22 protein-coding genes are annotated in these 25,873 nt (G+C 32.9%); 8 read left to right on the top strand and 14 right to left on the bottom strand.

Annotated elements, in window-relative coordinates; translation table 11 throughout:
* Window positions 1-86: 86 nt before the first annotated feature.
* The 5 genes from dnaN to B0A65_RS20865 form a co-directional block, all read right to left on the bottom strand.
* Window positions 87-1,205: a DNA polymerase III subunit beta gene (gene dnaN, locus B0A65_RS20885; RefSeq protein ID WP_026984000.1), complete on the bottom strand. Its 1,119-nt coding sequence runs from the start codon at window positions 1,203-1,205 to the stop codon at window positions 87-89.
* A gap of 106 nt (window positions 1,206-1,311) precedes the next feature.
* Window positions 1,312-2,997, bottom strand: coding sequence for a gliding motility-associated ABC transporter substrate-binding protein GldG (gene gldG, locus B0A65_RS20880; RefSeq protein WP_074663729.1), 1,686 nt, complete (start codon window positions 2,995-2,997; stop codon window positions 1,312-1,314).
* On the bottom strand, window positions 2,997-3,722 hold the full coding sequence (gldF, locus tag B0A65_RS20875; RefSeq protein ID WP_074663727.1) for a gliding motility-associated ABC transporter permease subunit GldF: 726 nt from the start codon (window positions 3,720-3,722) through the stop codon (window positions 2,997-2,999). Before gldF ends, gldG begins: the two co-directional genes overlap by 1 nt.
* A 224-nt stretch (window positions 3,723-3,946) precedes the next feature.
* Window positions 3,947-4,243 carry a putative quinol monooxygenase gene (locus B0A65_RS20870; protein WP_074663724.1) on the bottom strand — a complete coding sequence of 99 codons (297 nt, stop codon included), beginning with the start codon at window positions 4,241-4,243 and terminating at the stop codon, window positions 3,947-3,949.
* 379 nt (window positions 4,244-4,622) lie between these two features.
* Window positions 4,623-5,450: an SAM hydrolase/SAM-dependent halogenase family protein gene (locus B0A65_RS20865; RefSeq protein WP_074663722.1), complete on the bottom strand. Its 828-nt coding sequence runs from the start codon at window positions 5,448-5,450 to the stop codon at window positions 4,623-4,625.
* A gap of 239 nt (window positions 5,451-5,689) precedes the next feature.
* Between B0A65_RS20865 and B0A65_RS20860 the strand changes: the two genes are divergently transcribed.
* From B0A65_RS20860 to B0A65_RS20835, 6 genes are all read left to right on the top strand, one after another.
* Window positions 5,690-6,640, top strand: coding sequence for a PhoH family protein (locus tag B0A65_RS20860; protein ID WP_026984005.1), 951 nt, complete (start codon window positions 5,690-5,692; stop codon window positions 6,638-6,640).
* A gap of 445 nt (window positions 6,641-7,085) precedes the next feature.
* Window positions 7,086-7,424 carry a DUF1801 domain-containing protein gene (locus B0A65_RS20855; RefSeq protein WP_074663719.1) on the top strand — a complete coding sequence of 113 codons (339 nt, stop codon included), beginning with the start codon at window positions 7,086-7,088 and terminating at the stop codon, window positions 7,422-7,424.
* Window positions 7,425-7,587: 163 nt separating this feature from the next.
* Window positions 7,588-8,418 carry a Cof-type HAD-IIB family hydrolase gene (locus tag B0A65_RS20850; protein WP_074663717.1) on the top strand — a complete coding sequence of 277 codons (831 nt, stop codon included), beginning with the start codon at window positions 7,588-7,590 and terminating at the stop codon, window positions 8,416-8,418.
* A gap of 116 nt (window positions 8,419-8,534) precedes the next feature.
* Complete coding sequence (locus B0A65_RS20845; protein WP_074663714.1) at window positions 8,535-9,122, top strand: hypothetical protein; 588 nt, start codon at window positions 8,535-8,537, stop codon at window positions 9,120-9,122.
* Window positions 9,123-9,277: 155 nt separating this feature from the next.
* Window positions 9,278-11,626, top strand: coding sequence for a S9 family peptidase (locus tag B0A65_RS20840; protein ID WP_074663711.1), 2,349 nt, complete (start codon window positions 9,278-9,280; stop codon window positions 11,624-11,626).
* 128 nt (window positions 11,627-11,754) lie between these two features.
* Window positions 11,755-12,711, top strand: a complete 957-nt coding sequence (locus B0A65_RS20835) for a phosphoribosylaminoimidazolesuccinocarboxamide synthase (protein WP_074663708.1) — start codon at window positions 11,755-11,757, stop codon at window positions 12,709-12,711.
* A 95-nt stretch (window positions 12,712-12,806) separates the two neighbouring features.
* Here B0A65_RS20835 and B0A65_RS20830 read toward each other — a convergent pair whose 3' ends face one another.
* A complete protein-coding gene (locus B0A65_RS20830) occupies window positions 12,807-13,346 on the bottom strand; it encodes an SRPBCC family protein (protein WP_074663706.1) in 540 nt (179 codons plus the stop codon).
* 328 nt (window positions 13,347-13,674) lie between these two features.
* Between B0A65_RS20830 and B0A65_RS20825 the strand changes: the two genes are divergently transcribed.
* Window positions 13,675-14,058, top strand: a complete 384-nt coding sequence (locus tag B0A65_RS20825; protein ID WP_074663703.1) for an ankyrin repeat domain-containing protein — start codon at window positions 13,675-13,677, stop codon at window positions 14,056-14,058.
* Between the two features lie 88 nt (window positions 14,059-14,146).
* Here B0A65_RS20825 and B0A65_RS20820 read toward each other — a convergent pair whose 3' ends face one another.
* The 8 genes from B0A65_RS20820 to B0A65_RS20785 form a co-directional block, all read right to left on the bottom strand.
* On the bottom strand, window positions 14,147-14,749 hold the full coding sequence (locus tag B0A65_RS20820) for a DUF2238 domain-containing protein (RefSeq protein ID WP_074663700.1): 603 nt from the start codon (window positions 14,747-14,749) through the stop codon (window positions 14,147-14,149).
* Window positions 14,750-14,875: 126 nt separating this feature from the next.
* Window positions 14,876-17,974: an efflux RND transporter permease subunit gene (locus B0A65_RS20815; RefSeq protein ID WP_074663697.1), complete on the bottom strand. Its 3,099-nt coding sequence runs from the start codon at window positions 17,972-17,974 to the stop codon at window positions 14,876-14,878.
* A gap of 87 nt (window positions 17,975-18,061) precedes the next feature.
* Window positions 18,062-19,327, bottom strand: coding sequence for a carbohydrate porin (locus tag B0A65_RS20810; RefSeq protein ID WP_074663694.1), 1,266 nt, complete (start codon window positions 19,325-19,327; stop codon window positions 18,062-18,064).
* Between the two features lie 4 nt (window positions 19,328-19,331).
* Window positions 19,332-20,420, bottom strand: coding sequence for an efflux RND transporter periplasmic adaptor subunit (locus B0A65_RS20805; RefSeq protein WP_074663692.1), 1,089 nt, complete (start codon window positions 20,418-20,420; stop codon window positions 19,332-19,334).
* 11 nt (window positions 20,421-20,431) lie between these two features.
* On the bottom strand, window positions 20,432-21,679 hold the full coding sequence (locus tag B0A65_RS20800) for a TolC family protein (RefSeq protein WP_083370533.1): 1,248 nt from the start codon (window positions 21,677-21,679) through the stop codon (window positions 20,432-20,434).
* A gap of 84 nt (window positions 21,680-21,763) precedes the next feature.
* On the bottom strand, window positions 21,764-23,125 hold the full coding sequence (locus B0A65_RS20795; protein ID WP_074663689.1) for a HAMP domain-containing sensor histidine kinase: 1,362 nt from the start codon (window positions 23,123-23,125) through the stop codon (window positions 21,764-21,766).
* The gene (locus tag B0A65_RS20790; protein WP_074663687.1) at window positions 23,122-23,802 is read right to left on the bottom strand and encodes a response regulator transcription factor; all 681 of its coding nucleotides are present in this window, start codon (window positions 23,800-23,802) and stop codon (window positions 23,122-23,124) included. The genes B0A65_RS20795 and B0A65_RS20790 overlap by 4 nt, the downstream gene beginning before the upstream one ends.
* A 60-nt stretch (window positions 23,803-23,862) precedes the next feature.
* A complete protein-coding gene (locus B0A65_RS20785; protein ID WP_026984021.1) occupies window positions 23,863-24,951 on the bottom strand; it encodes a M42 family metallopeptidase in 1,089 nt (362 codons plus the stop codon).
* An 81-nt stretch (window positions 24,952-25,032) separates the two neighbouring features.
* Between B0A65_RS20785 and B0A65_RS20780 the strand changes: the two genes are divergently transcribed.
* On the top strand, window positions 25,033-25,728 hold the full coding sequence (locus B0A65_RS20780) for a DUF4294 domain-containing protein (protein ID WP_074663684.1): 696 nt from the start codon (window positions 25,033-25,035) through the stop codon (window positions 25,726-25,728).
* Window positions 25,729-25,873: the final 145 nt, after the last annotated feature.

The raw sequence follows: 25,873 nt of genomic DNA, 5'->3' as shown, positions 1-25,873 counted from the left end.
TGGTTAATAGCGATATTTTTTTTTACAATGATATGTCTTTAATTTGAAACTAAAAAAAATCCCTGTAACAAAAAGAAGTTTTGATGTTAACTATTTAACATTACAGGCATTACCAACATGGTAACTGTTTCTCCTTCTTCTAAACCATCAACTGGCGTAAGAATCCCAGCTCTATTAGGCAATGACATCTCTAACATAATCATGTCTGATTGTAAGTTAGTCAACATTTCAGTTAAAAAACGTGAGTTGAAACCAATTTGAAGATCATCTCCTTGATAATCACAAGTTAATCTTTCTTCTGCTTTGTTGGAGTAATCAATATCTTCTGCAGAAACATTTAATTCAGCTCCGGCAATTTTTAAACGAATTTGGTGTGTAGTTTTGTTTGAGAAAATCGCAACACGCTTAACTGAACTTAAAAATAGAGAACGGTCAATCATTAATTTGTTTGGATTTTCTTTTGGAATTACCGCTTCGTAATTTGGGTATTTTCCATCAATCAAACGACACATTAAGATATAATTGTCAAATGAGAAAGTCGCATTTGAATCGTTGTATTCAATTTTTACTTCAGCGTCAGAAGAACCTAAAATACTTTTTAAGATATTCAAAGGTTTCTTTGGCATAATAAAATCAGCTACCTGCGATGCTTTTACATCTGTACGGGCATATTTTACCAACTTATGAGCATCTGTAGCAACAAACGTTAGTCCTTCTGGTGAAAACTGGAAGAAAACTCCAGACATTACCGGACGTAAATCATCATTTCCGGCTGCGAAAATAGTTTTGCTTACGGCAGTTGCCAAAACATCAGCAGGAACTAAAGTTACAGATGGATCTTCAAGATTTACAGATTTAGGGAATTCTTCTCCAGCTGCATATGCCAATGCATATTTTCCTGAATTAGAACTAATTTCAACTGTATTGTTGTCTTCAACTGTAAAAGTTAAAGGTTGTTCTGGAAATGTTTTTAAAATTTCAAGTAAAAGTTTTGCAGGCACAGCCACGCTTCCTTTACTCTTAGAATCGATTGATAATGTAGCCGACATTGTAGTTTCAAGATCTGAAGCAGAAACTGTCAACGCATCATTGTCAAGTTCAAATAAAAAGTTGTCTAAAATAGGCAACGTGTTGTTACTGTTAATTACACTACCTAAAACTTGTAATTGTTTTAATAAGTACGAACTCGATACTATAAATTTCATCTGTTTTGTTTTATTTTTTGATGTGTTTTTTAGCAATTAGAGGCTAAATATACGGATTACAAATATATCGTAAACTATCTTAGTTTCGCAATTTTTTTATTAACATCTATTTGCTGTATTTTCTTTTTCTCATGTAAGTAAATACAAGCCCGAAAACCAATAAAATTAGAATTGGAAGTCCGATAGTTATGAATTGCGTCATCGTATAGTTTTCATAAACTTTATCTTTGTCTAATAAAGGCAAATCAACATCTTTACTTCTAATGTTAATAAGTCCCGTATCGTCTAGAAGATAATTAATGCAGTTCATCATGAAATCTTTGTTGTCGTATAAATTTCCGGTACGTTGATCATAACCCAATTCAACTGGCATCATGTTTTTATCCAATTGATTTCTTCCTAAATCTCCATCAGCAATCACTATCATTTTGTTTGGTTTTCCTTTCGCCTGAAATCCATTTTCTTTGAAAGGTAAAACACGATTCTCAAAAGCCGAATGAAAATCTCCTTCTAATAAAACAGCCAGAGGTGAGTTTCCTTTATTCAAATATTCTTGTGGAGTAGTCTGTTCCGTTACAATATTTAAATTGATTTCGGTAGGAGTTCCAATTTTCTTAGAATATTGAGATGATTGTAATAAAACGGTTTTCTTTATTCCGTTTTTCAAAGTGTCAATTGGACTTGCAAAATCAAATTTAATCTGGCCTAAATTTTTAACGATTGGGTGTTTACTAGAAGGTATTACAATAGGAGCGTATTTCCATTTAAATTCCTGGTATTGAGTTGCACTTCCTTGTTCTCCGGTTGCCAGTTTTATTGGACTTCCGTATTCATCTTTTACTAAGTCAGGATTAATTCTGAAACCGTATTTGAAGAACATATCGTTCAGATTCAAATCTCTCGGATAAGCCAGAGTAGCACCAGATTGGTTGTACAAACTATCCATATCTGCAGAAACCTGATCGATTAGCCATAATGTTTTTCCGCCGTTCATGATGAACTGATCCAAAACCTGTTTTTCTTCATCAGAAAAAGTTTCTGTTGGTTTTGCTATAATAGCTAAATCATATTTTTTAAGTGCTTCTAAAGTTCCCGTTGGATTTTTTGAAACGGAGTCCAATGTGAAAGGCCCGATATAATAGCTTTCTTTGATTTGTCTCAACATTTTGGCAACATGAACCTCGTTCATTTCGCCATTTCCTTTTATAAAGGCAACTTTCTTTTGTTTGGCTTTAGTGATCTTATTGATAGCGTCAGCAATGGAATATTCTAAATGCTGAATAGACCCAATTACTTTCTCTGTAGTCGACGCGCCCATAATGTTTTTTAATAAAGGAATATTTACTTCTTTATTGTCATACACCGCAATTGCCCACGGAAAAACCATTGCCTGAGATTGTTTTCCTTTATCGTCAACAGTTATATTTATTGGAGTTAATCCTTTTTGGTAAAGTGATTTCACGACTTCCATATTGTCTTCTCCATTTTCCATCGGATTAACAAATTCAAAAACAATATTGCTGTTATAAGCCTGAAATTCTTCTAATAATTGTTTTGTTTCTAATTGTAAACGTCTGAAATCAGCAGGTAAATCGCCCTGCATATAAATCTTAATCGAAAGCGGGTTTTTTACTTGTTTTACAATTTGTAAAGAGGTTTCAGATAAAGTATAACGTTTGTCTTTGGTTAAATCGAATCGGTGGAAAAATAAACTTCCTAGTACATTTAAAACAATTAGAACGAAAACGGTAATACCTAAAACTTTGATATTTTGTTGAGTAGATGCTTTCATTATGCTTTAAAAGATTTTAATTGATAAACGGTAAAAGACAAGAATAATACTGTAATACTTAAAAAATAAATTACATCACGAGTATCAATCACGCCTCGGCTCATACTTTTAAAGTGATCCTGCATACCAAATGCAGAAACAATATTAGATTCTCCGGGGATCAAAGAAGCCAGCCCTTGAAAACCAAAATAAAAGAAAAAACATAGAAAAACTGCGATGATAAATGCCACGATTTGATTTTCTGAAAGGGTAGAAGTGAAGATCCCAATTGCTGAATAAGAAGCAATTAAAAACAACAATCCAAAGTAAGAACCAATTGTACTTCCCATATCAATATTTCCTTCAGGTAAACCTAAATTCGAAATCACTTTCACATAAATAAAGGTTGGTACAATTGCTAAAACAATCAAGAGTAATGAACCCAGAAATTTACCGTTTACAATTTCCCAAATCGATAATGGTTTGGTCAAAAGCAATTCCAAAGTTCCTTGTTTTTTTTCGTCTGAAAAACTTCTCATCGTAACCGCCGGAATCAGGAAAATCAGGATCCAGGGTGCTAATGTGAAAAACGGAGTCAAATCGGCATAACCGGTGTTTAAGATATTGTAATCTCCTTCAAAAACCCATAAAAATAGTCCGTTGCTAATTAAGAAAATAGCAATGACCAAATAGCCAATAGGAGATCCGAAAAAGGATTTTATTTCTCGTAAAATGATTGATTTCATGTACTTAATTTTGTTTCAAGTTTTTCTTGTTTCAGGTTTCAAGTTGTTAAAGCCTTGCGAACTTTACGTTTTCTAAAACCTTTAAATATAATCTTTGCGCCCTCTGCGGTTAAATTTCGTTGTTTTTAATGTTTCAAGTTTCAGGTTTCAGGTTGCGAACTTTGCGTATCCCGATAGCTATCGGGATTGCGAACCTTGCGGTTAAGTTCGTTTTTAATTTGAAACTAATTTAAACTAACTATTTTATCGACGCTCCACGCCTCAGGTTTTGCATTGAATAATTGTTTTGTAAAACTCCAAACAGAATTAAACAATTCAGATTGTCTGTAATTTTCTAAATCAGCTTCAGTTTCCCAATAACTGTAAGTAAAAAAGACGCATTTATCATTTTTATCCTGATACAATTCTAAAAAACGATTTCCTTCAGCATTTCGTATTTTGTCTTTTACGGTTTCAAAATTCTCCAAAAAGTCCGGAATTTTTTCTTCGTGAAAACTCATTTTTACTATTCTAACGAACATGTATACAATTTTAGATTTTAGATTATTGATTTTAGATTGAAAAATCTACAATACGCGCGCAAAAGTACCAAAATTGATTGTTCTTTTTATTAAAAAATAAAATATTCTAAAGACATATTTTCTTCGAATTATAACGCCTTAATGTATTTCAAATATAGCCCCCGGTTTCAACCGTGGTGATACATTAGATATAACGGTAATTATTACAATGCAAATACGGGATGCTTACCACCATGCGTTCCCACGGTTGAAACCGAGGGCTATGTTTATAATGCAATGAATAATTTCATTGTTAATATGAGCAAATCAGATTAAATATCAATGTAAATCGATTTTATTCAAGTATCGGTAGTTGATTTTAATCTAAAATCTAAAATCTCTATAGAAACTGAATCGTAATAACATCGCGATAATTCAATCCCAACAAACTATTTGCAGAACCCACTTTTGAAGGATTACTCCTGAAAATGGCAATTTCAAGAAAACCCGCTTCATTAAAAATAGCTAATTTTTCGCCCTCATATGTTTTGATTGGATATTTATCAGATGTTGCGATCGCCGAATAATTCGGCAGAATGGTTTTGATGCTTTTTGGTTTCATCACAATTTCGTACGGACGGCCTTTGGCAACTTCTATAAACTGCTGTTTTGAGATGTTGGTCACAATATTTCCAAAATGGTCAATGTAAATAACATATCCTTTTAGTGAATTTCCGTCATTAGCAACTACAGCTTGTAATTCGGTAATTTGCTTAATTCCGGCAACTTCTTTACCAATAACATTCAGCAAACCGCCTTTTGCAATATGACAGGCTACTTGTATAAAAATATCCAAATCGCTAAATTCAGCAGGAAAACGGTCATGAATGTTGATTTCGACGATTTTCTGCGGAACGATTTTTTGCGTAAGCATACTTAAAATTCCGTTATCAGCGCAAATAAAGTAATGATCGTTCCATTGCATCGCAATATGCTGATTTTCTTTATTGCGCTCAATATCAACACCAATAAGGTGCACAGTGCCTTTAGGAAAACTCAAATAGGAGGCGCCAATAACATAACTTGCTTCAGCTGTATTAAATGGATCTATATCATGCGAAATGTCAATAATTTGAACCTCTGAATATTCAGAAAGAATTTTACCCTTTAGCGAACCAACAAAGTGGTCTTTTAAGCCGTAATCAGTAGTAAGGGTAATTATTGACATAATTTTGTTTATAACTATTGGTAGTATTTAAATCTAATTTTCATTAAATTTGAGAAATGCAAATCTAATAATAGTAATTGCAAATTGAAAGAAAGAAAAGACAATTTATGAAAATGTCTCAGTTTACAGTCTCAGTCTCAGTAACTGAAAAACTGTCACTGAGACTGCGACTAAAAAAAAGAAACCCGACAACCACCGATTTATAAAACTGATTTATTTTTAATTTAAAACTACTTCATTTGAACGAAAGAATTATCGAGCTAATAGACATCGCTCCAAAAGACTTTTGGGGCGCTCAAGACTCTCATCTTGAAATAATTAAAAAGTATTACCCAAAGCTTAAAATAGTAGCGAGAGGGACAACTTTAAAAGCATTTGGCGAAAAAGAAGTTTTAGATGAATTCGAAAAAAGATTTCAAAGGTTAATGCTCCATTTTACCCGATACAACAACATTGATGATAATGTAATTGAACGCGTAATTATGAGTGATGGTCAGGATGAAAAAAAATCATACGATCATGACAAAATACTAGTTCATGGAGTTGGAGGTAAAATAATTAAGGCCATGACGCCTAACCAGCAACTATTGGTAGATACCATTAAAAAAAATGATATGGTATTTGCTGTTGGTCCTGCCGGAACCGGTAAAACTTATACTGGTGTAGCAATGGCGGTTAAAGCACTTAAAGACAAAGAAGTTAAAAGGATCATACTTACCCGACCGGCGGTAGAAGCAGGAGAAAATCTTGGTTTCTTGCCCGGCGATATGAAAGAAAAACTAGATCCGTACATGCAACCTCTTTATGATGCTTTGCGCGACATGCTACCGAACGAAAAACTCGAAGATTATATTTTAAAAGGAATTATTCAGATTGCGCCACTGGCATTTATGCGTGGGCGCACACTTGATAACGCCTTTGTAATTCTCGACGAGGCACAGAACACTACCCACTCACAAATGAAAATGTTTTTGACCCGTATGGGAAAAAACGCCAAATTTATGATTACGGGAGATCCTGGACAGGTCGATTTACCACGCAGAACTATTTCGGGTCTTAAAGAAGCTATTTTGGTTCTGAAAGACGTTGACGGAATCGGGATTATTTATCTGGATGATAAAGACATCGTACGTCACAGATTAGTTAAAAAGGTAATTGACGCTTATAAACAAATTGAAAATCACGATTAATTTTATAAAATGTCAAATGTAAATCGTGAAATGTGTTTTGACATTTACTAATATTCGTTTTCTACATCATCTTTTTAGAATGTGGAAAACGAATATTTTTTTTGCCACAGATTAGATGATTTGAGAAGATTTTTTTTACCACAAATTTCACAAATTTACGCGAATTAATTTGTGCTAATTTGTGAAATTTGTGGTTATATAATTAAGGATTAATATATCAATTTAATCTTTCAATCTGCGGCAAGAAATACAACAGTTTATAATTTTTTTGTACATATTTTAAGAAATGCAGGAAACGCATATTTTTTTACCACAAATTTCACAAATTTACTCGAATTAATTTGTGCTAATTTGTGCTAATTTGTGGTTATATAATTAAGGATTAATAAATCAATTTAATCTTTTAATCTGTGGCAAAAAACAAAACAAAAAGTATTTTGAGAAAATGAAACAACTAGATGATTTCTATTTAAAACAAGAAGAACCTGTAAAAGGAGTGTTTCTTGCATTGAGAGAAATTAATTTAAAACAAGACGATAATATCACACACGTGCTAAAATACGGAATGCCCTTTTTCTGCTACAAGGGAAAAATGTTCTGCTATTTATGGATTCATAAAAAACACAAACAACCTTACATCGGAATTGTGGAAGGAAAACATTTTGATGAACCCTTTTTGCTTCAGGAAGCGCGTTCAAGAATGAAAATTATGTTACTAAATCCTGATGAAGATTTACCATTGGAACAAATTGAAACGATTGTTAGAAAAGCATTAAATTTATAGAATTCCGGAATTATAAAAGTATAAAATAGCTAAAATGCAATATTTAACGAAATAGTTAAATAAATAATAAACTTCTCTCATTTCGGGCTTTTGGGCTTTGTAATCTTTGCTCTTCTAAGCCTAAAGCCGTAAATTTGCATTTCATAAACATTTGATCTTTAATATGACTAAGCTTAAAAATATAAAAGTTGTAGTAAGCGACCTTGACGGAACTTTACTCAACCCTCAACACAAAATTTCAGATTATACCAAATCCATTTTTCAGGAACTTCACAATCAAAATTACCTTATCGTAGTTGCTACAGGCCGCCATCATCTTGATGCTATGGCTATTATTGAAACACTTGAAGTTCCGGTTTATTTAGTGAGTTCAAACGGAGCGAGAATTCATTCTCCTAATAAAGTAGAACTTTTTTCATTCAACTTAGATAGCGAGGTTGTAAAAAATGCATTGAATGTTGAAATCGACCCGGAGATTACAGTGGTTTTATTCAAAGAAAATGTTTGGCAAACCAACAGAATAAATGAAAAATTAAATGCTTTTCAAACGGAACTGAAATATCGCCCGGAATTGGTTGATTATAAAACTTTGGAAGATTTTGGAGCAATCAAAATTTTCTTTTCCTGCGATGATCACGAAAAATTAGTAAAGTTGAAAGATGCTATTTTGGCCAATTCTTCAGAACACTTGCATCACGCTTTTAGTTTGCCAACTTGTTTGGAATTTATGGATAAAGCCATAGACAAGGCTGTTTCAATCGAGAGAGTTTTAGAAAAAGAAGGATATACTCTGGAAGAAGCAGTTTCTTTTGGAGATGGTTTCAACGATGTTCAAATGTTATCCGCGTCCGGAAAAGGTTTAATTATGGGTAATGCGCCAGCTTTATTAAAAGAAACGTTGCCAGACTTAGAAGTTATTAAGACCAATGCTGAAGATGGCGTTGCTAAATATATTGCTTCAAAAATATTAAACAAAGAATTCGCAGAAGCTTAATTTTTAGATATTTATCTTCAAAAAACATTGTTTATTGAGGTCAAATTTATAATTTTATAAAACTTATCTTATTTTAGATAAGTTTTTTTTTTGAATATTAATTTAATCATCAAAACATGGAAAAATTTTTACATCAGCTTCAAAAAAATTGTATTTCTGGAATTATTTTGCTTTTGCCTTTGGTTGTTTTTTTTATGATATTGGAGAAAGTATGGGGATTTTTTCGAAAATACGGAGACAAAGTTTCTCATATATTGCATTTAGATAAAATTTTAGGACCAGTTGGGAGTGATATTCTTGGAGGATTATTTTTAATATTATTGATTTACTTCAGTGGATATTTAGTACGATTGTCTTTCTTAAAAAAGTTCGCAGACTGGGTAGATGATAAATTAATGGTTTTTTTACCAGGATATGAAAAGAATAAAAAATTGGCTGAAGAAAAATTGGCACATAAAGTGGCTAAGCCGAATCCTAATTTACCAATATTATTGAAGTATGGTGAATACTGGCAACCTGCTCATCTAATTGAAGAAAATGCCGATGGAAATGCCGTAGTTTTTGTACCCGCAGCACCTTCTAAAGATCACGGGCAAATTTATGTCGTAAGTGCATCAAATATTAGAAGGTTGCCAGAGACAACTTTAGGAAGTCTGGATGAATCAATAAAATCATTAGGAAAAGGAATTTTAGGTTTTAAATGATTTTCTCTAATATATAATATAAACAATCCCTGAAGTTATCTTCGGGGATTTTTGTTTTTAATCATTTGCAAACTAATAGTTTATATATCATACAGGAAAAACAATTTTTTTAATTGCTTTCAAAGTGTATTTTTGTTTTCTCAAAAACAATTACCATGACAAAAAACATTTTTATCCTTGCCTTTTTATTTCTTTCTGTTACTGGCCATAGCCAGAATCTGAAATTAGAAGAAATAATGAAAGGGGAATCTTTTATTGGAAATCAACCAACAAATGGACGCTGGTCATTAGACGGAAAGAAAGTCTATTTTGAATGGAATCCGAAAGATGAATTAGGAACAAGTACTTATTTCTGGCAAAAAGGAATGGCAAAACCAGAAATTGTCTTACCAAAAGAAGCTGTTTTTTCTCAAATGGATTTTAAAACAAAACCAGGATCTGATGTTGTTTACTATTTAGATAAAGGAAGTTTGTATTCTTACTCAATTCAATCGAAAATTTCGAAGAAAATGATTCAGCAATCAACTCCAATTTCTAATTTGCAATTAGGATCTCAAGCCGGAATACTTTTTTTTGAACAAAACGATAACATCTTTAAATACAATACTAAAGAAGGTACGATTTTGCAAATCACGAACTTTAGCAAAGGGATTAAAAAAGAAGTAAAACCTGAGAAAGAGACTTTTTTAACTACGCAGCAAAAAGAATTATTTCAGTTTATAAAAGATAAAGAAGCCAGGAAACAATGGAATCTTGCCAAAAGTAAAGCTGTAAAATCTGATTTTGCAAAGGAATATTTTTATGGTAAAGACGATTTTAATACTCTAAAAGTAAATCCAAACGGAAATTTTGCCACTTTTAGATTAGTAGAAGATACTGAAGTAAAAAAAGAAAAAATGGAAGTTTTTATAACTGCTGACGGTTATAATCAAACACCGGATACAAAGGAAAAAGTTTCTACAGCAAATTTTGTAAAAACAAAATTCGGAATTTATTCTGTTGCAAAAGATTCTGTTTATTATGTGAATTTTTCAACTTTAAGTCATATTCAGGATACACCTAAGTATTATGAATCGTACGACAATTTAAAAAATAAACCAAAAGAAGATAAACTAATTGTTCCTCAGGCTCCTGTTTACAATGAAGATGGATCATTGGCTATTGTAGAAATCAGAAGTCAGGATAATAAAGACAGATGGTTAGTTAGTCTAAATTTGGATAAAGGAACTTTCGAAGAAATAGAACATCAACATGATGAAGCCTGGATTGGCGGACCTGGAATTCCGGGTTATTCTTTTTCTTCTGGAAATTTAGATTTTCTTGCAGATAATGAAACGATTTATTTTCAATCTGAAGTTACAGGATATTCTCATTTGTATACTTATAACGTAAAGACCAAAAAGAAAACACAATTGACAAATGGAAATTGGGAAGTTCGTGATGTTACATTATCAAAAGATAAAAAAGTATTTTACTTAAGCACCAATACTACTCATCCGGGAAATAGAAATTTTTATAAATTGGCTCTTGCTGATGGTGTCCTACAACCCATTTTAACTAAAGACGGCGCACACGAAGTAGTACTTTCTCCAGACGAAAAATCACTATTAGTTCGTTATTCGTATAAAAATATTCCCTGGGATTTTTATCTGGCTGATAATAAAAAAAATACGACTTTACAGCAAATTTCTTCTTCAACAACAGAAGCTTTCAAGCAATATAAATGGAGAGCTCCTGAAGTGATCACCTTTAAAGCGCAAGACGGAACGCCTGTTAATGCGAGAATTTATACGCCAAAAGCAGAAGTAGCAAACAAAGCAGCTGTAATTTTTGTTCATGGTGCTGGTTATCTTCAAAATGCTCATAATTTTTGGAGTAATTATTACAGAGAGTACATGTTTCATAATTTGCTGACTGATTTAGGTTACACCGTATTGGATATCGATTATAGAGGTAGTGATGGTTATGGAAGAGATTTCAGAACTGGAATTTATCGTTTCATGGGAGGAAAAGATTTGTCTGACCATCTTGATGGTAAGAAGTTATTAGTGGATAAATATGGAATTGATGCTAATAGAGTAGGGATTTATGGTGGTTCATACGGTGGTTTTATTACTTTAATGGGAATGCTTACAACACCCGGCGAATTTACATCTGGAGCAGCTTTGCGTTCTGTTACAGATTGGGCACACTACAATCACGGATACACAGGAAATATTTTAAATTTTCCAGAAACGGATCCGGAAGCTTACAAGAAAAGCTCGCCAATATATTTTGCAGACAACTTGAAAGGAAACCTTGTAATGTTGCACGGAATGGTTGATGACAATGTAGAGTATAAAGATATTGTACGTTTGTCTCAGCGTTTTATAGAATTAGAGAAAAAGAACTGGAGCCTGGCTTCCTTCCCTGTAGAGACTCATGGTTTCAAGGAAACGTATTCATGGATCGACGAATACGGAAGAATCTTAAATTTATTTAATTCAACACTTCTTAAAAAATAGTCTACAGTCGCAGTTTTCAATTGCAGCATCAAAACTCTAAACTGTGACTGAAAACTGAATACTTTCTTGTTTGCTCTTTTAATTAGTTTTAAATTTGCATTCGTAAAACAACAACACAACTTACAATAATGAGCAATACAATTACAACAACAAATTTTAATTTCCCGAATCAGAAATCAGTTTACCGCGGAAAAGTTAGAGAAGTTTACAACATCAATGATGAACTTTTAGTAATGGTCGCAACCGACAGACTTTCGGCTTTTGATGTCGTTTTACCAAAAGGGATTCCGTACAAAGGACAAATTTTAAATCAGATTGCAACCAGATTTATGGAACTGACTGAAGATATTGTTCCAAATTGGTTGATTGCTACACCAGATCCAAACGTTGCTGTCGGACATTTATGTGAGCCATTTAAAGTAGAAATGGTAATTCGTGGTTATGTTTCAGGACACGCTGCTAGAGAATATGCTGCAGGAAAAAGACAAATTTGTGGTGTAACTATGGTTGAAGGTTTAAAGGAAAATGATAAATTTCCAGAACCAATTATTACTCCAACTACAAAAGCGGACAACGGTTCTCATGACGAAGATATTTCGCGTGAGGATATTTTGGCAAAAGGAATTGTTACTGAAGAAGATTATATTGTTTTAGAAAAATACACTCGTGATTTATTTCAAAGAGGAACTGAAATCGCTGCAAGTCGTGGTTTGATTTTAGTTGATACAAAATACGAGTTCGGTAAAACGAAAGATGGTGTTATTGTTTTAATTGATGAAATTCACACTCCCGATTCTTCCCGTTATTTCTATGCAGAAGGATACCACGAAAGACAGGAAAAAGGAGAAGAGCAAAAACAATTATCAAAAGAGTTTGTGCGTCGTTGGTTGATCGAAAATGGCTTTCAAGGTCAGGAAGGACAACAAATTCCAAATATGACTGATGAATACATCGAATCTGTTTCTGAAAGATATATTGAGTTATACGAGAATATTTTAGGAGAAAAATTCGTTAAGGCTGATATCAATAATATCGATGAACGTATTAATAAAAATGTTTTAGATTATCTAAATAGCAAAGCTTAAACTTAGATTTTAAGCCTAAATTTTTTAGCCACAGATTACACAGATTAAAGAGATTTTAAAAATCCTTTTAATTTTTGTAATCTGTGGCTAAACTTTTATTGCTCCATTTTGATTTTTAAATTTTCAAGTCCTTTTTGTAAATCTTTTCCAATCATTTTATCCATATTCATCATGGGCATCATGATGTTCATTGGATAAGGAAAAACACCGTTGATTCCCCATTTTACTTTTGTTTGATTTCCTGTAATAGATTCAGTAGACATAAATCCAACAGCAGTATCATTCATAGGTTCTTTAAAACGTAAAGCAAAGTCAATACGTTTTCCTTCTGTTATTTTGGTAATTTCCTGTTCTCCAACTCCCACATCTTTTACACTACTTTCCCAGGCTGAAATAGCACCTACATTTCCATCAGTTCCTTTATAGGTTGATTTCATTTTGGGATCGATATTAGCCCAGACGCTAAACTCATTTTGATTTTTTAAATATCTCACATAATTAAAAACACTATCAGAAGGTTTGTTAATGGTGATTTCTCTTTCTACTGCATAATCTTTTGGCATAAAGTAAGCAGCAATTAAAACAATTGACACAATCAGTATCAGAATAAGCAGCATTCTTTTGATGATAAGCATATTCAATGGTTTAAAGGTTAATATTAGTTTATTTTGCTACGATTCAGCATAGTAAAGTTAAAAAAGATAAAGTGCTGTTTTACGGTATCGGGAAAAAAATATAAGATTTTTTATATTTTTTTGATTTAAACTGTAACATATTGAATAAATGAGCGTCTATATATGAAACGGTAATTTAACATTCAGGAGCGTTTATCAGTTTTTTATTAAATGAATGTTAAGAATTAGTTAAAACAAGGTACTTGGTAATGCATAATACAAAAAATAGAGTACATTTACATAGAATTTAAAAATCATCAATAATCAATCAATTTAACAATCAATCAACATGAAAAATTCAGTAATTGTTTTAGGAGTAGCTTTAGTAGCTTTTGCCAATGTTTCAATGGCAGCGAATCACACATCATCAGTAGTGAATCCAAAAATTGAAGTTTCACACAATTTCTCTGCTCCATTGCATGTAGCGGTAAGTAAAGGAGATGTAGAAGTAGTGAAAAAATTTATCGCTTACGGTGCTGATGTTAATGAAAAATCAGAAGACATGACACCATTAATGATTGCAGCACGTTATAATAAAGTTGAAATAATAAAAGTTTTATTAGAAAATGGTGCTCGTCCGGAAGATAAAAACGAACAAGGTTTCACAGCATTGAAATATGCACAATTGTCAAATGCAACAGATGCTATTGCAATTTTGAAAGATTTAAAATAAAAGTTTAAAACGAGTTTGAGTTAGTATACTTAACGACCTTCCTTGAGCAGAAGGTCGTTTTTTATTTTATATAATTTAAAAGAATTAATTAAAAATGCGTTTTCTGAATTTGTTTATCCTGAATTTTAGAAAAGAGAACCAAAGCTACAATTGCTCCAATAGTTGCATACAACATATCAGATTGTGTGTCCCAAATATATCCCTGAGTTCCTAAAAAAGAATCTCCGCCTTCGCCGGTTGCCAGCGAAACAAACCATTCTATAAATTCGTAGGTGGCGCTGATTGCTAAACAAATACTGACAATAATAAAGTTGAAAAAGCTTTTATTGTTGATTACTTCTTTTCGAATAAATAGTTCTCTTATAATCATTGCTGGCACGAATCCTTGTGCAAAATGCCCCACTTTATCATAATTATTTCTACTTTGATGAAAGACTTCTTTTATATAATCAAAAAAAGGAACTTCGGCGTAAGTATAATGTCCGCCAATAAATAAGATGATACAATGAATTAAGATTAATGTATAAGTGAAATTTGTAAAGCGAAATTTTTTAAAAGTGAAAGCGAGAATTATAAATCCAATAATTGCCGGAATAACTTCAAGAAAACAAGTAAATCCTTCTTTTGCATTTATCACTGAAGCTAATAATGAAATTGAAAAAAGCGTTATTAAAAAATAGATATATTTCATAAATGGGTTTGATTATGATGCAAGATATTAAACTAAAATGTAATGGAATCAAAAAAGCACCATTAAAAATAATGATGCTTTCTCTTTAACCAAATTAATTTAACCAATTAATTTATTTTGAAATTCTTATTCAATGGGAACATTTTTCTTGCGGTTGAAAACCCAAAATATAATTGGGAAAACCAATAGTGTTAAAATAGTGGCTGTTATTAAACCTCCAATAATTACAATGGCTAATGGTTTTTGTGATTCAGAACCAATTCCGGTTGAAATTGCGGCTGGCATTAAACCTATTGATGCCATTAATGCAGTCATAACTACCGCTCTTGTTCTTGCTTTTACTCCCATAAAAATGGATTCTTCTAATGTGAATTTTGCCTTCAGATTATGATGAAATTCGGATATTAAGATTACTCCATTTTGAATACAAATTCCAAGTAAAGCAATAAAACCAACACCAGCAGAGATTCCAAAATTCATTCCAGTAATGTGTAAAGCCATAATTCCCCCAATAATGGCAAACGGAACATTTGCTAAAACAAGCAAAGAATCTTTAATATTTCCGAAAAGAATAAACAGCAATACAAATATTCCGATTAAACTGATTGGTACAACCTGAGCCAAACGTGCACTGGCACGAACCTGGTTTTCAAATTCTCCTGTCCAGCCTGTTGTATAACCTGTAGGCATTTTTAGTTCAGCTACTTTTTTCTGTGCTTCGGCAATCGTACTTCCTAAATCTCTATCGCGAACAGAGAATTTTACACCAATAAAACGTTTTGTATTATCTCTGTAAATAAAAGCAGGACCAGTTACGGTTTTAATATCGCAGATTTCTTTTAGTGGAATTTTAACTCCACTAATAGTTGGAACTTTAAGTTCGGCCAAGTCTTCTTCATCTTTACGGTATTCTTTAGAAAAACGAACTCTCACATCAAATTTCTTTTCATCTTCATATTTTTGAGTGGCCGTTTTTCCTCCAAAAGCCAATTCTAAAACGGCTTGTGCATCGCTCAATGTAACACCGTAAGCGGCCATTTTTTCTCTGTCCAGAATCACACTAATTTCTGGCTGACCAACGTTTCTAAGAATCCCGGCATCTTTTATACCTGGAATGTCTTTGATCTTGGCTAAAACTTCATTTGATAATTCATCGAGTTTATCTAAATCATCTCCATAAATTTTCACGGCATTTGATGCTTTAAAACCAGCTACAGATTCGGCTACGTTATCAATAACGGGTTGTGAATAATTATAGGTAATTCCCTGATGCACTTTCAGTTTATTATCCATTTCATTAATTAATTCATCCATGCTGATTTTTCGAGTCCATTCCGATTTTGGTTTTAAATCAACCTGAAGCTGAATAAACCCGAATCCGTTTGGATCTGTTCCGTCATTGCTTCGTCCTGTTTGCGACAATACATTTTTGACTTCCGGAAAACTTTCGAGATCTTTTCGAATCATTGCCGCCGTTTGAACACTTTCTGGAAGTGATGTACTCATTGGTAATTCTGCAGTTACCCATAAAGCTCCTTCATTTAATTGCGGAAGGAATTCAGTTCCTAAAAAGGTAGCTGAGAAGAAAATCGAAGCCACAATCGCTACGGAAGCTATAAGTGTTTGGACTTTATGTTTAAATGTCCAGGCAAAACCTTTGCCTACAATTCTGTCCCAGAAATTCACAAACGGGTTGTGTTTTTCTTTTACGTTTTTATTCAACAGTATATGCGATAAAACCGGAACTAATGTAAGAGTAAATAGTAAAGCTCCCATTAAGGCAAAACCTAAAGTGTAGGCTAGGGGCGAGAACATTTTTCCTTCTACTTTCTGGAACGAGAATATTGGCAATAAAGCAGTAATGATGATTAATTTAGAAAAGAAAATAGCTTTACCCATTTCTGTTCCGGTTTTTTTAATCAAACTTCCTTTAGCTATTTTATTGTAGGCTGTCATTCCTAATTGATGTGCCCGGTGGTCCAATACCACAAACAATCCCTCGACCATAACCACCGCGCCATCAATAATAATTCCGAAATCGACCGCACCCAAACTCAGCAAATTGGCGCTCATTCCCATCATCTTCAGACATAAAAAAGCAAACAATAAGGATAACGGGATAACAATTGAGACCGTAAAAGTAGTTCTCCAGTCGGCCATGAAAAGAAATACGACACAAGTAACCAGAATAATTCCTTCAAATAAATTGTGCATTACTGTTTCAGTCGTGAAATTCATCAAATTATCACGGTCGTAAAAAGTTTCTATTTTAATATCCTTCGGAAGAACATTCTCATTTAAATCCTTGATTTTATCTTTTATTAAGGCTAAAGTTTCCTGAGCATTTTCGCCTTTTCGCATTACAACAATTCCCTCAACAGCATCATCGTTTTTACCAATTCCGGTTTGACCAACTCTTGGCATTGCGCTTTCGTAAACAGAAGCAACATTTTTTACCAAAATTGGATTTCCTCCGGCATCATCAACAATAATATTTTCAATATCCGGAATCGATTTTAAAAGCCCGACACCGCGAACTACAAAAGCTTGTCCGTTTTTCTCAATAATATCTCCACCAACATTTAAGTTTCCTGCATTTACAGCATTGTAAACTTGTAATGGAGTAATGTTGTATTTTGCTAATTTGATTGGATCAACACCAACTTCGTACGTTTTAGTTTGTCCTCCAAAAACATTTAAATCGGCCACACCAGGAACGGAGCGAAGTTGTTTGTCGATAACCCAGTTTTGATAAGTCAATAATTCTCTACTATCTCTGCTGTTACTTTTTACAATATATCTGAATATTTCTCCAGTCGGTCCGTATGGAGGCTGAACATCTGGTTCAACATCATCTGGAAGCGAAACATTTTTTAATAAATTATTGACCTGCTGACGTGCAAAAGTGTCATCGACTCCATCATCAAAAATGATTTTAATAACAGATAATCCAAACATGGTAATACTACGAACACTGGTCTTTTTCTGAACCGAGTTCATAGAGATTTCGATGGGTGAAGTCACAAAACGTTCTACTTCTTCAGCACTTTTGCCGTTCCATTGCGTAATGATAATAATTTGAGTATTCGTTACATCCGGAAAGGCGTCGATTGGCATATTTTTGAAGGAAATAAATCCGGCAACAGCCAATAATCCAACCCAAAAAAAGGTAAATGCTTTATTCTTAAGTGAAAAAGCAATAATATTTCTAATGAATTTGTTCATTTTAAAAGTATTTTTAATGATGAATTTTTATTTTTAAACTAAAATGCTTGATAATAAGCATCATTAATTTGTATAATTTTTTTTGTATCAGAACTCGGTGTGAAAACGCAATGCCAAAAACTGAATAGGACCTCTGTCTTTGTTATATCCGGGATTTACAGCAAATTGATAATCTGGTGAAAGTGTAATATGGGTGTTGGGAACTAGAAAGGAATAAAAAACTTCTACAATTTGTTCTGTTCCATAATTCAAAGTCCCGTCACCAATCATAAAACCATTTCCTCCAAGTTTTTGATATTCTTTATGTGGGTTTGATAGTCCGTTGGCTACTATTGCAATACCACCAAAATCATTTTCGCGATTCCAAATTTTTCCTTTCAGATTAATTCCTAATTGCGCTGATCGGTCAATTTCTGTAAAAGCCCAGGTTTCATTTTTACCATCATTATAACTCATTCGGGCAAAAAGTCCCCAATTTTCTCCATGTGTATAATCTAAATTTAAACCCAGACCATATTTTGTGCGACCATTTTCCCGTGTACTTTTAATATCCGGAATTGTTGTAAAATTTGAGTTGGCTTCAGCGTAATTTCCCATTCCTGCCACATTTCGAAATCCTAGTAACTTGATAATACTTGTGTCATTATTACTGAAGACTACTTTCTTTTCAATTTCAACGTTTACGGCATTAGAATCTTTAAAACTAAATTCAACATTCGGCCCGTTAGCATAAGTTGGCAAAGCGGTTAATGAAGCTCGTAACTGCCAGCTATCAAATTGATAATTAACATATAATCCGTCAGTATATCCGCGGGTATTCGCTGCATAATCCCAAGCTCCATGGGTCATTAGCGACCAGTTCAAAAATTGTGTTCTAGGATCGTGTGAGTAGGTATTATTATCGAAATAATCGGATAACCCGAATTTTCCAAAAACCAATTGCAACGACTTATTATTCTTAAACTGAAATTTTTGTTCTAATAGCATTCTCGCAACATAAACGACAGGCTTTGAATCTCCAATTCTAAAAGTTTCTCCGTTAGGAAAACCTCCTAAACCTCTGGCTTGTGATAAACCCTGGCCGCCTGACATTTCAGGATTTAAAGTTGCTGTAGCACCTTTCCAGAGCGGAAGATCAAAATATAAAGTCGATGTCAGGGACAATGCACTTTCTTCTTCGGGAGTCATACTGTTGGTTCCTGAATAGTTAGCATGAAAGGATGGATGATATTGATATATAGACGTCATTTGAAATTTAAGACTATATTTTCGTATCGAATCTGTTTCTTGTGAAAATGAAAACGTCGAAATCAGCAACGTTGCAAAACTCAATATGTTTACAGATTTTTCCATTTAATTATTCATTTAAGGCGCGGTAAATAAATAACTGATTGTTGGTAATTATTTTTTCATTGTCTTTTAATCCACTTGAAATATAAGTAGTGTTTCCAACGACTCTGTAAACTTCAACTTGTCTGGTTTCAATATTGTGACGATCTTTAAAAACCATAACAAAGTTTTTACTTTTGTCAAAAACAATAGCGTTACTCGGAATAGCAATCATTGATTTATCTTCCTCTTTAAATGATAATTTTATATTGGCATTCATATCCGGTTTTAATAAATAACCTGGATTTTGTAATTTAATACGAGCCTGCATTGCTTTAGTTTCGGGATCAATTACGTTGAAGATTTTATCTACTTTTCCTTTAAAAACTTTATCAGGGTAACTCAAAGTAGTTACATCGGCATCAATTCCTAATTTTACTTTATTAATATCCATTTCATTGATGTTGGCCATTGCCCAAACTTCGCTGATTTCAGCAATATCAAAAATATTTTCAGAACGATCATTTCTCAAAAGCATGTCCTGATTAATGCTTTTTTGAATTATAAAACCACTAATTGGAGCTGTCACCTCATAAATAGAACCGGCTTTGATGTTGTAGATTTTATAAGTTTCCTGAATTTTCCCTACCTGCGATTGTGCTTTAGCAACTTCTGCTTTTGCCTGAAGAACGTCACTTTCAGAATTTAATTTTCCATCAAATAATTCCTGAGCTACTTTCAAACTGTTTTTGGCTACTAGTAAATCACTTTTTGCATCAAGTGATTGTTTTTCAAAATCTGCAATATCGGTACTTCTGATAGTAGCTAGAACTTGACCTTTGCGAACATAATCGCCAAGCTCCACATTTACTTTAATTACATTTCCACCTACAAGCGGGTAAACATCAATCATTTTATTGTTGTCAGCTGTAATTTTTCCGTAAAAATTCAATTCATTAGTTACAGGTTTTGTTTGTGCTTCAGCGGTTGTCGTCGATTTTAGCATAGAGTCGCTTAATGCAAAAGAGGTATTCGTTTGCGGATTTTCGACTTCCTTTTTACAGCTTGTAAGAGATAAACTTACTATTGCAATTCCTATGATTAGTTTATGTTTCATTTTATTTAGTTTTAAAATAAGTCTTTGTTGATGGTACTGTTTAATTCTTCTCCTGAAAGCACTACTTTTTTCTTTAATTCATTTACCTGAATTGATGCCTGATTGTAGCTTTCCATAAAATCAGTGAATTCTAGTAAACTAACATTTCGTTTTTGAAAATTCGTTAGCATTCCGTTGTAAACTGCCTCAAAATCTGCGTTAACAGTTGGATTTATTACTGTATAGTTTTTGCGTGATTCATCCCATTTATTCCAGGCCGAAGTAATTTCAGTTTGCAATTGCAGGTAAAAACTTTGTTTATCAACTTTAGACTGTTCTAAAATGGTTTGTGCATATTTGATATTTCCTTTGTTTTTATTCCAAAGTGGTAATGGAATTCCCAATGTCAAATTGGCTTCTTTATTAAAGGCACCACTACGTTGATCATAGTTTGCACCTAAAGTAACGTCTGGAACAGAAAGCGATTTTTGCCATTTTACATTGATTTCGTTAGCATCAATTTCTTTTTGCTTGGCTAAATAATCGGGACGATTCGTGATGGCATCATTTTCAAATGATTTTATATCAAAAGCCAATGTTTTCAAATATTTATTAAATTCAGAATCAGAAACATTTGGAACTACAGTTTCTGTTTCGTTCAATAATAATTTCAAATTCGCCTGTTCTTCAATATTATCATTCACGACTTCCATTCGCTCGTTCTTAAAATTGAGATACAAAGATTGCAAACGAACAACATCTTTTAAAGGGACATTCCCTTTTTGAGCCTGAATGGAGTAGGAGTTGATTAAATCTTCTATATGCACCAATTGCTTATCAGTAGTTTCAAGACTTTTTGTATTGTAATAAACAGTGTAAAAACTTTTGCGTAATTGTAATTTTAATGTCCTTAAAAGATCATTAAATTGCAATTCAGCCAATTGTTCATTGGTTTGCGCTAGTTTTACCTCATTGCGTTTTTTTCCTCCCAGATAAATTAATTGCTCGATACCGAATGCTTTTTGCCCATCCTTACCAATATCAAAATATTGATTTCTTTCCGGATTGTAGGCATTCAATTCTGCGCTAAGTGTTGGGTTATCCCAAATACGTGCCTGAATCGTTAGTGCTTTCGAAGCATCAATATTATATTGAGATGCCAACAAAAAAAGATTTTTTTTAAGAAACTGGCTTTCACAGTCCTGAAGTGTTACTGTTTTTTGAGCCATAACTACCTGATTGAATAATACAAGTAGGAATAATGCACATAGTTTTTTCATTGTATCAATTTTAAGTTGTACAAATATGCTATCAAGGGACTTTAAGAGACCTTAAAATCTACCTTAAAAATACCTTAAAATTTCTTACAAATGAAAAAATAGTTGAAATAAATTTGTGTTTATATCTGGAACACTGTAGGTTATGGTTGCTTTATGAAGTGTCAAGATACGATTTACAATACGTAATCCAAGCCCAAAACCAGAAGTGCCTTTCGAATTTTCCCCACGCATAAATGCTTGAAAAAGTCTTTTTTGTTCTTCTTCATTTAAAGTTTTTCCAGTGTTGAAAACAGAAATAATTAGATGATCTTTTTCAGAGCTGATTTTTACTTTGGCTTGTTTGTTAGTAGAGTAAACACAGGCATTTTTGAGAACATTCCCTATGGCAATTTCGAGTAAATTTTTGTTCCCTCTAATTTCTAAAGCAGTATCTAAATTGTCATTTTCTTCCATTTCGAAAAGAATAATAAAATCAGGAAAGCTTTTATTTAAGTTTTCAATTGACGAAAAAAGAATTTCATCCATTCGCTGAACTTCATAATTCTCGTGATTTTTATCATCTATTTTAGAAAGAATCAAAAGTGAATTAATAAGTTCTGTTAATTGATTAACGTCTGATAAAATAGTTTTTAAGAAAGATTTTCCTTTGTCAGATGTTGCTCGATCTGTAATGGTATTTTCAATTTGCGAAGTAATTCTTGAAAGTGGAGTTCTGAGCTCATGCGAGGCGTGTGCAGTAAATTCTTTTTGTTTTTGATAGGACATTTCAATTCGGTCCATCATGAAGTTAAATTCATTGGCAATCAAATCAATTTCATTTTTAGTACTTTTTGACTCAATACGTGTGTCAAGATTGTTCTCGTTTATGTTTTTTATTTTTTGATGGAATATGCTCAACGGGCTCATGGCTTTTCTTACCATGAACGAAGTCAAAACCCAACAAATACAAGTAAAAAATATATAAGAAACGATTAAAGTATATCTAAGAAAAAGCAGTTTCCGTTTCCCGTAATCATCTGTTGCCGATATTAAGGCATAAAAATCTCTGTCTTTGGTATCATAGAAAACGCCATAAACTTCATAATTTCCTTGTTGCTTAAAAAAGGTTTTATGTTGCTTAAGGTATTTTAAATCATCAATGGACCAGGTTATTTTGGCATCATCAATACTACTATAGATTAAATTGTAATGAGAATCAAAAACCAAAGTCTTTTCATCATACAATTTATTGATAGAGTTTTGATCAATTATTTTTAAAAGCTGATCATCAACTTCTTTTACATTGACCAAAAGTTTAATATTTGAAAGTGCTTTTATTTCAAGACGATCACGAAATTCTTCTTTTCTAAAATTAGAGTACAACACAAATATCACAGTAGATGCCAACCCAAATAGGATTGTAAAAAGCAAACTAACTAAAAGTGATATCCGGTTTTTTAATGTCATTCCTGAGCGCTTAAATAATATCCGTAACCAATTTTGGTCCGAATTAGTTTTATTTCGTGGTCTTTATCAATTTTCTTTCTTAAAAAGTTAATGTAAACCTCAATTGTATTCTGATTGGTTTCAATATGGTAATCCCAAAGTTTCTCGGCAATAAATTGTTTAGATAATACTTTTCCTTTAGCATGAGCCAGAATCAGAATCAATTTAAACTCTTTTGGTGTCAATTTGATTTCTTCACCTGAACGAAATACTTTCATATCATCTTCCAGAATTTCTAAATCTTCAATACTAATTTTATTCTCACTTTGCTGTGGAATATCTTTTCGTCGTAAAAGTGATGAAATACGGGCATACAATTCCTCAAAATGAAATGGTTTAACCAGATAATCGTCGGCACCATTATCAAATGAAGCTAATTTATCTTCAATTTCACTAAAAGCCGTTAGCATTATAATAGGTGTCTTTTTATCAATTTCCCGTATTCCTTTGCAAACGTCGATTCCGTTTGTTCCAGGAACATTAATATCAAGAATAATTAAATCGTATTCCTGTGGAAGATATTTCTTTAGTAATAAAGAACCATCGTAATAAGGTACACACTCGAATTCTTTTGAAGTAAAGAATGCAGAGATTTCTTTAGACAACGTAAAATCATCTTCGAGTAGTAGTATTTTCATGCTATATTTTATTAGTCAATTCGGCTAACAATAACCGAATTGACGTTTTAAGTTTTCTTTTTATTTGAAATAAGAGAAAGTCTCATTATTCTCAATTTTCAATAACGATTCATAAATCAACTGAATCACATTTTCAACATCTTCCCTATGAACCATTTCAACAGTAGTATGCATATAACGTAAAGGTAACGAAATCAATGCAGATGCTACACCGCCATTGCTATAAGCAAAAGCATCAGTATCTGTTCCGGTCGCTCTCGAAGTAGCGTGACGTTGAAACGGAATTTTATTTTCCTCTGCTGTGTCTACAATTAAATCACGCAGTTTATTTTGAACAGCGGGTGCGTAAGCAATTACAGGTCCTTTACCCATTTTAAGATCACCTTCTACTTTTTTGTCAATCATTGGCGTAGTCGTATCGTGGCAAACATCAGTAACAATTGCCACATTTGGTTTAATCGTTTGTGCAATCATTTCAGCACCTCGCAAACCAATTTCTTCCTGAACCGAGTTTACAATATACAACCCAAACGGAAGTGTTTTTTTATTTTCATGCAATAAACGGGCAACTTCGGCAATCATAAAACCACCCATTCTGTTATCGATAGCACGACAAACGAATTTATTCTCGTTCAAAATCATGAATTCGTCGGGATAGGTAATCACGCAACCCACATGAACGCCCATTTCAAGAACTTGTTCTTTGGTTTCGCATCCCAGATCAATGAAAATGTTACTCAATTTGGGAATTTCCTCCTTGTCGCGCAAGCGGGTATGAATCGCCGGCCATCCAAAAACACCTTTTACAATTCCTTTTTTAGTATGAATATTAACTCTTTTCGATGGCGCAATTTGATGATCAGAACCTCCATTACGTATTACATATAATAAACCATCATCTGTAATGTAATTTACATACCATGAAATTTCATCTGCGTGACCTTCTATTACAACTTTAAAAGGAGCATCAGGATTAATAATTCCAACCGCTGTTCCATAAGTATCGGTAATAAAAGTATCAACGTATGGTTTTAAATAATTCATCCAAAGTTTTTGTCCTTCACTTTCATATCCGGTAGGCGATGCATTATTTAGGTAGCTTTCCAGAAAAGCAATTGAGGTATCTTTTAAGATAGATTCAGTACTCATAAAAATATTTTTTTGCTAATTTATAAATTTGGTATTAGAGTTGTGTATAAATATATAATTTTACATTTAAATTATGACTCGATGAGATTTACCTACATTCTTTTATTCTTTATATTGATTTCGTTTTCAGGCCAGGCTCAGGTTACGCCAAAAGAGAACCAGCAAATGGGCTATGTATTGACAGAACGAGATTCTATTTTGGGCGATACAATTGAATTGCCTGAAATTATTATCACCAAAGAGAAACTCGATCCCGAAGCGCAAAAGCAATTTATGATTCTTCAAAACAGAGTGTATAAAGTATATCCCTACGCAAAGCTGGCTGCTGATAGATTGACGGCTTTAAATCAGGGAATGGCGCGGCTGAAAACCAATCGCGAAAAAAAGAAGTATTTTAAAATTGTAGAAGATTACCTTAATAATGAATTCGAAGCTAGATTAAAAAAGCTTTCGCGTAAACAAGGTCAAATTCTTGTAAAACTAGTACACAGACAAACCGGAATCACAACATATGAATTGATTCGCACGTTAAAAAGCGGTTTCAAAGCTTTTGTATCTAATACGACCGCCAATTTATTCGACATTAGTTTAAAGAAAGAATACAATCCATACGAAGTCAATGAAGACTATTTAATAGAAACCATTCTTCAAAGAGCATTTGAGTCAGGCCGATTGGTCAATCAAAAACCAGCCAAACCTATAAACTATGGTGACCTAATGAATCAATGGGAAGCAAAAGCAAAGCAAACCAAAACCGAAGAGGCTAAAGATAGATAGCATTACTTATATATAGTTTTACAACCCGACAGTTTTACAAAAGCTGTCGGGTTTATTTTTATAAATAAACAGGGATACTTTTATACTATAATATAAAGGAAGGGTTTTTTAGAGAAGAATCATTATTTTAATAAGGAGCTGTTTC

The organism is Flavobacterium frigidimaris (assembly GCF_002217275.1).
GTDB classification, from domain to species: Bacteria; Bacteroidota; Bacteroidia; order Flavobacteriales; family Flavobacteriaceae; genus Flavobacterium; species Flavobacterium aquidurense.
The sequence above is the reverse complement of the archived record's forward strand: the minus strand, read 5'-3'. Positions and strand labels throughout refer to the sequence as shown.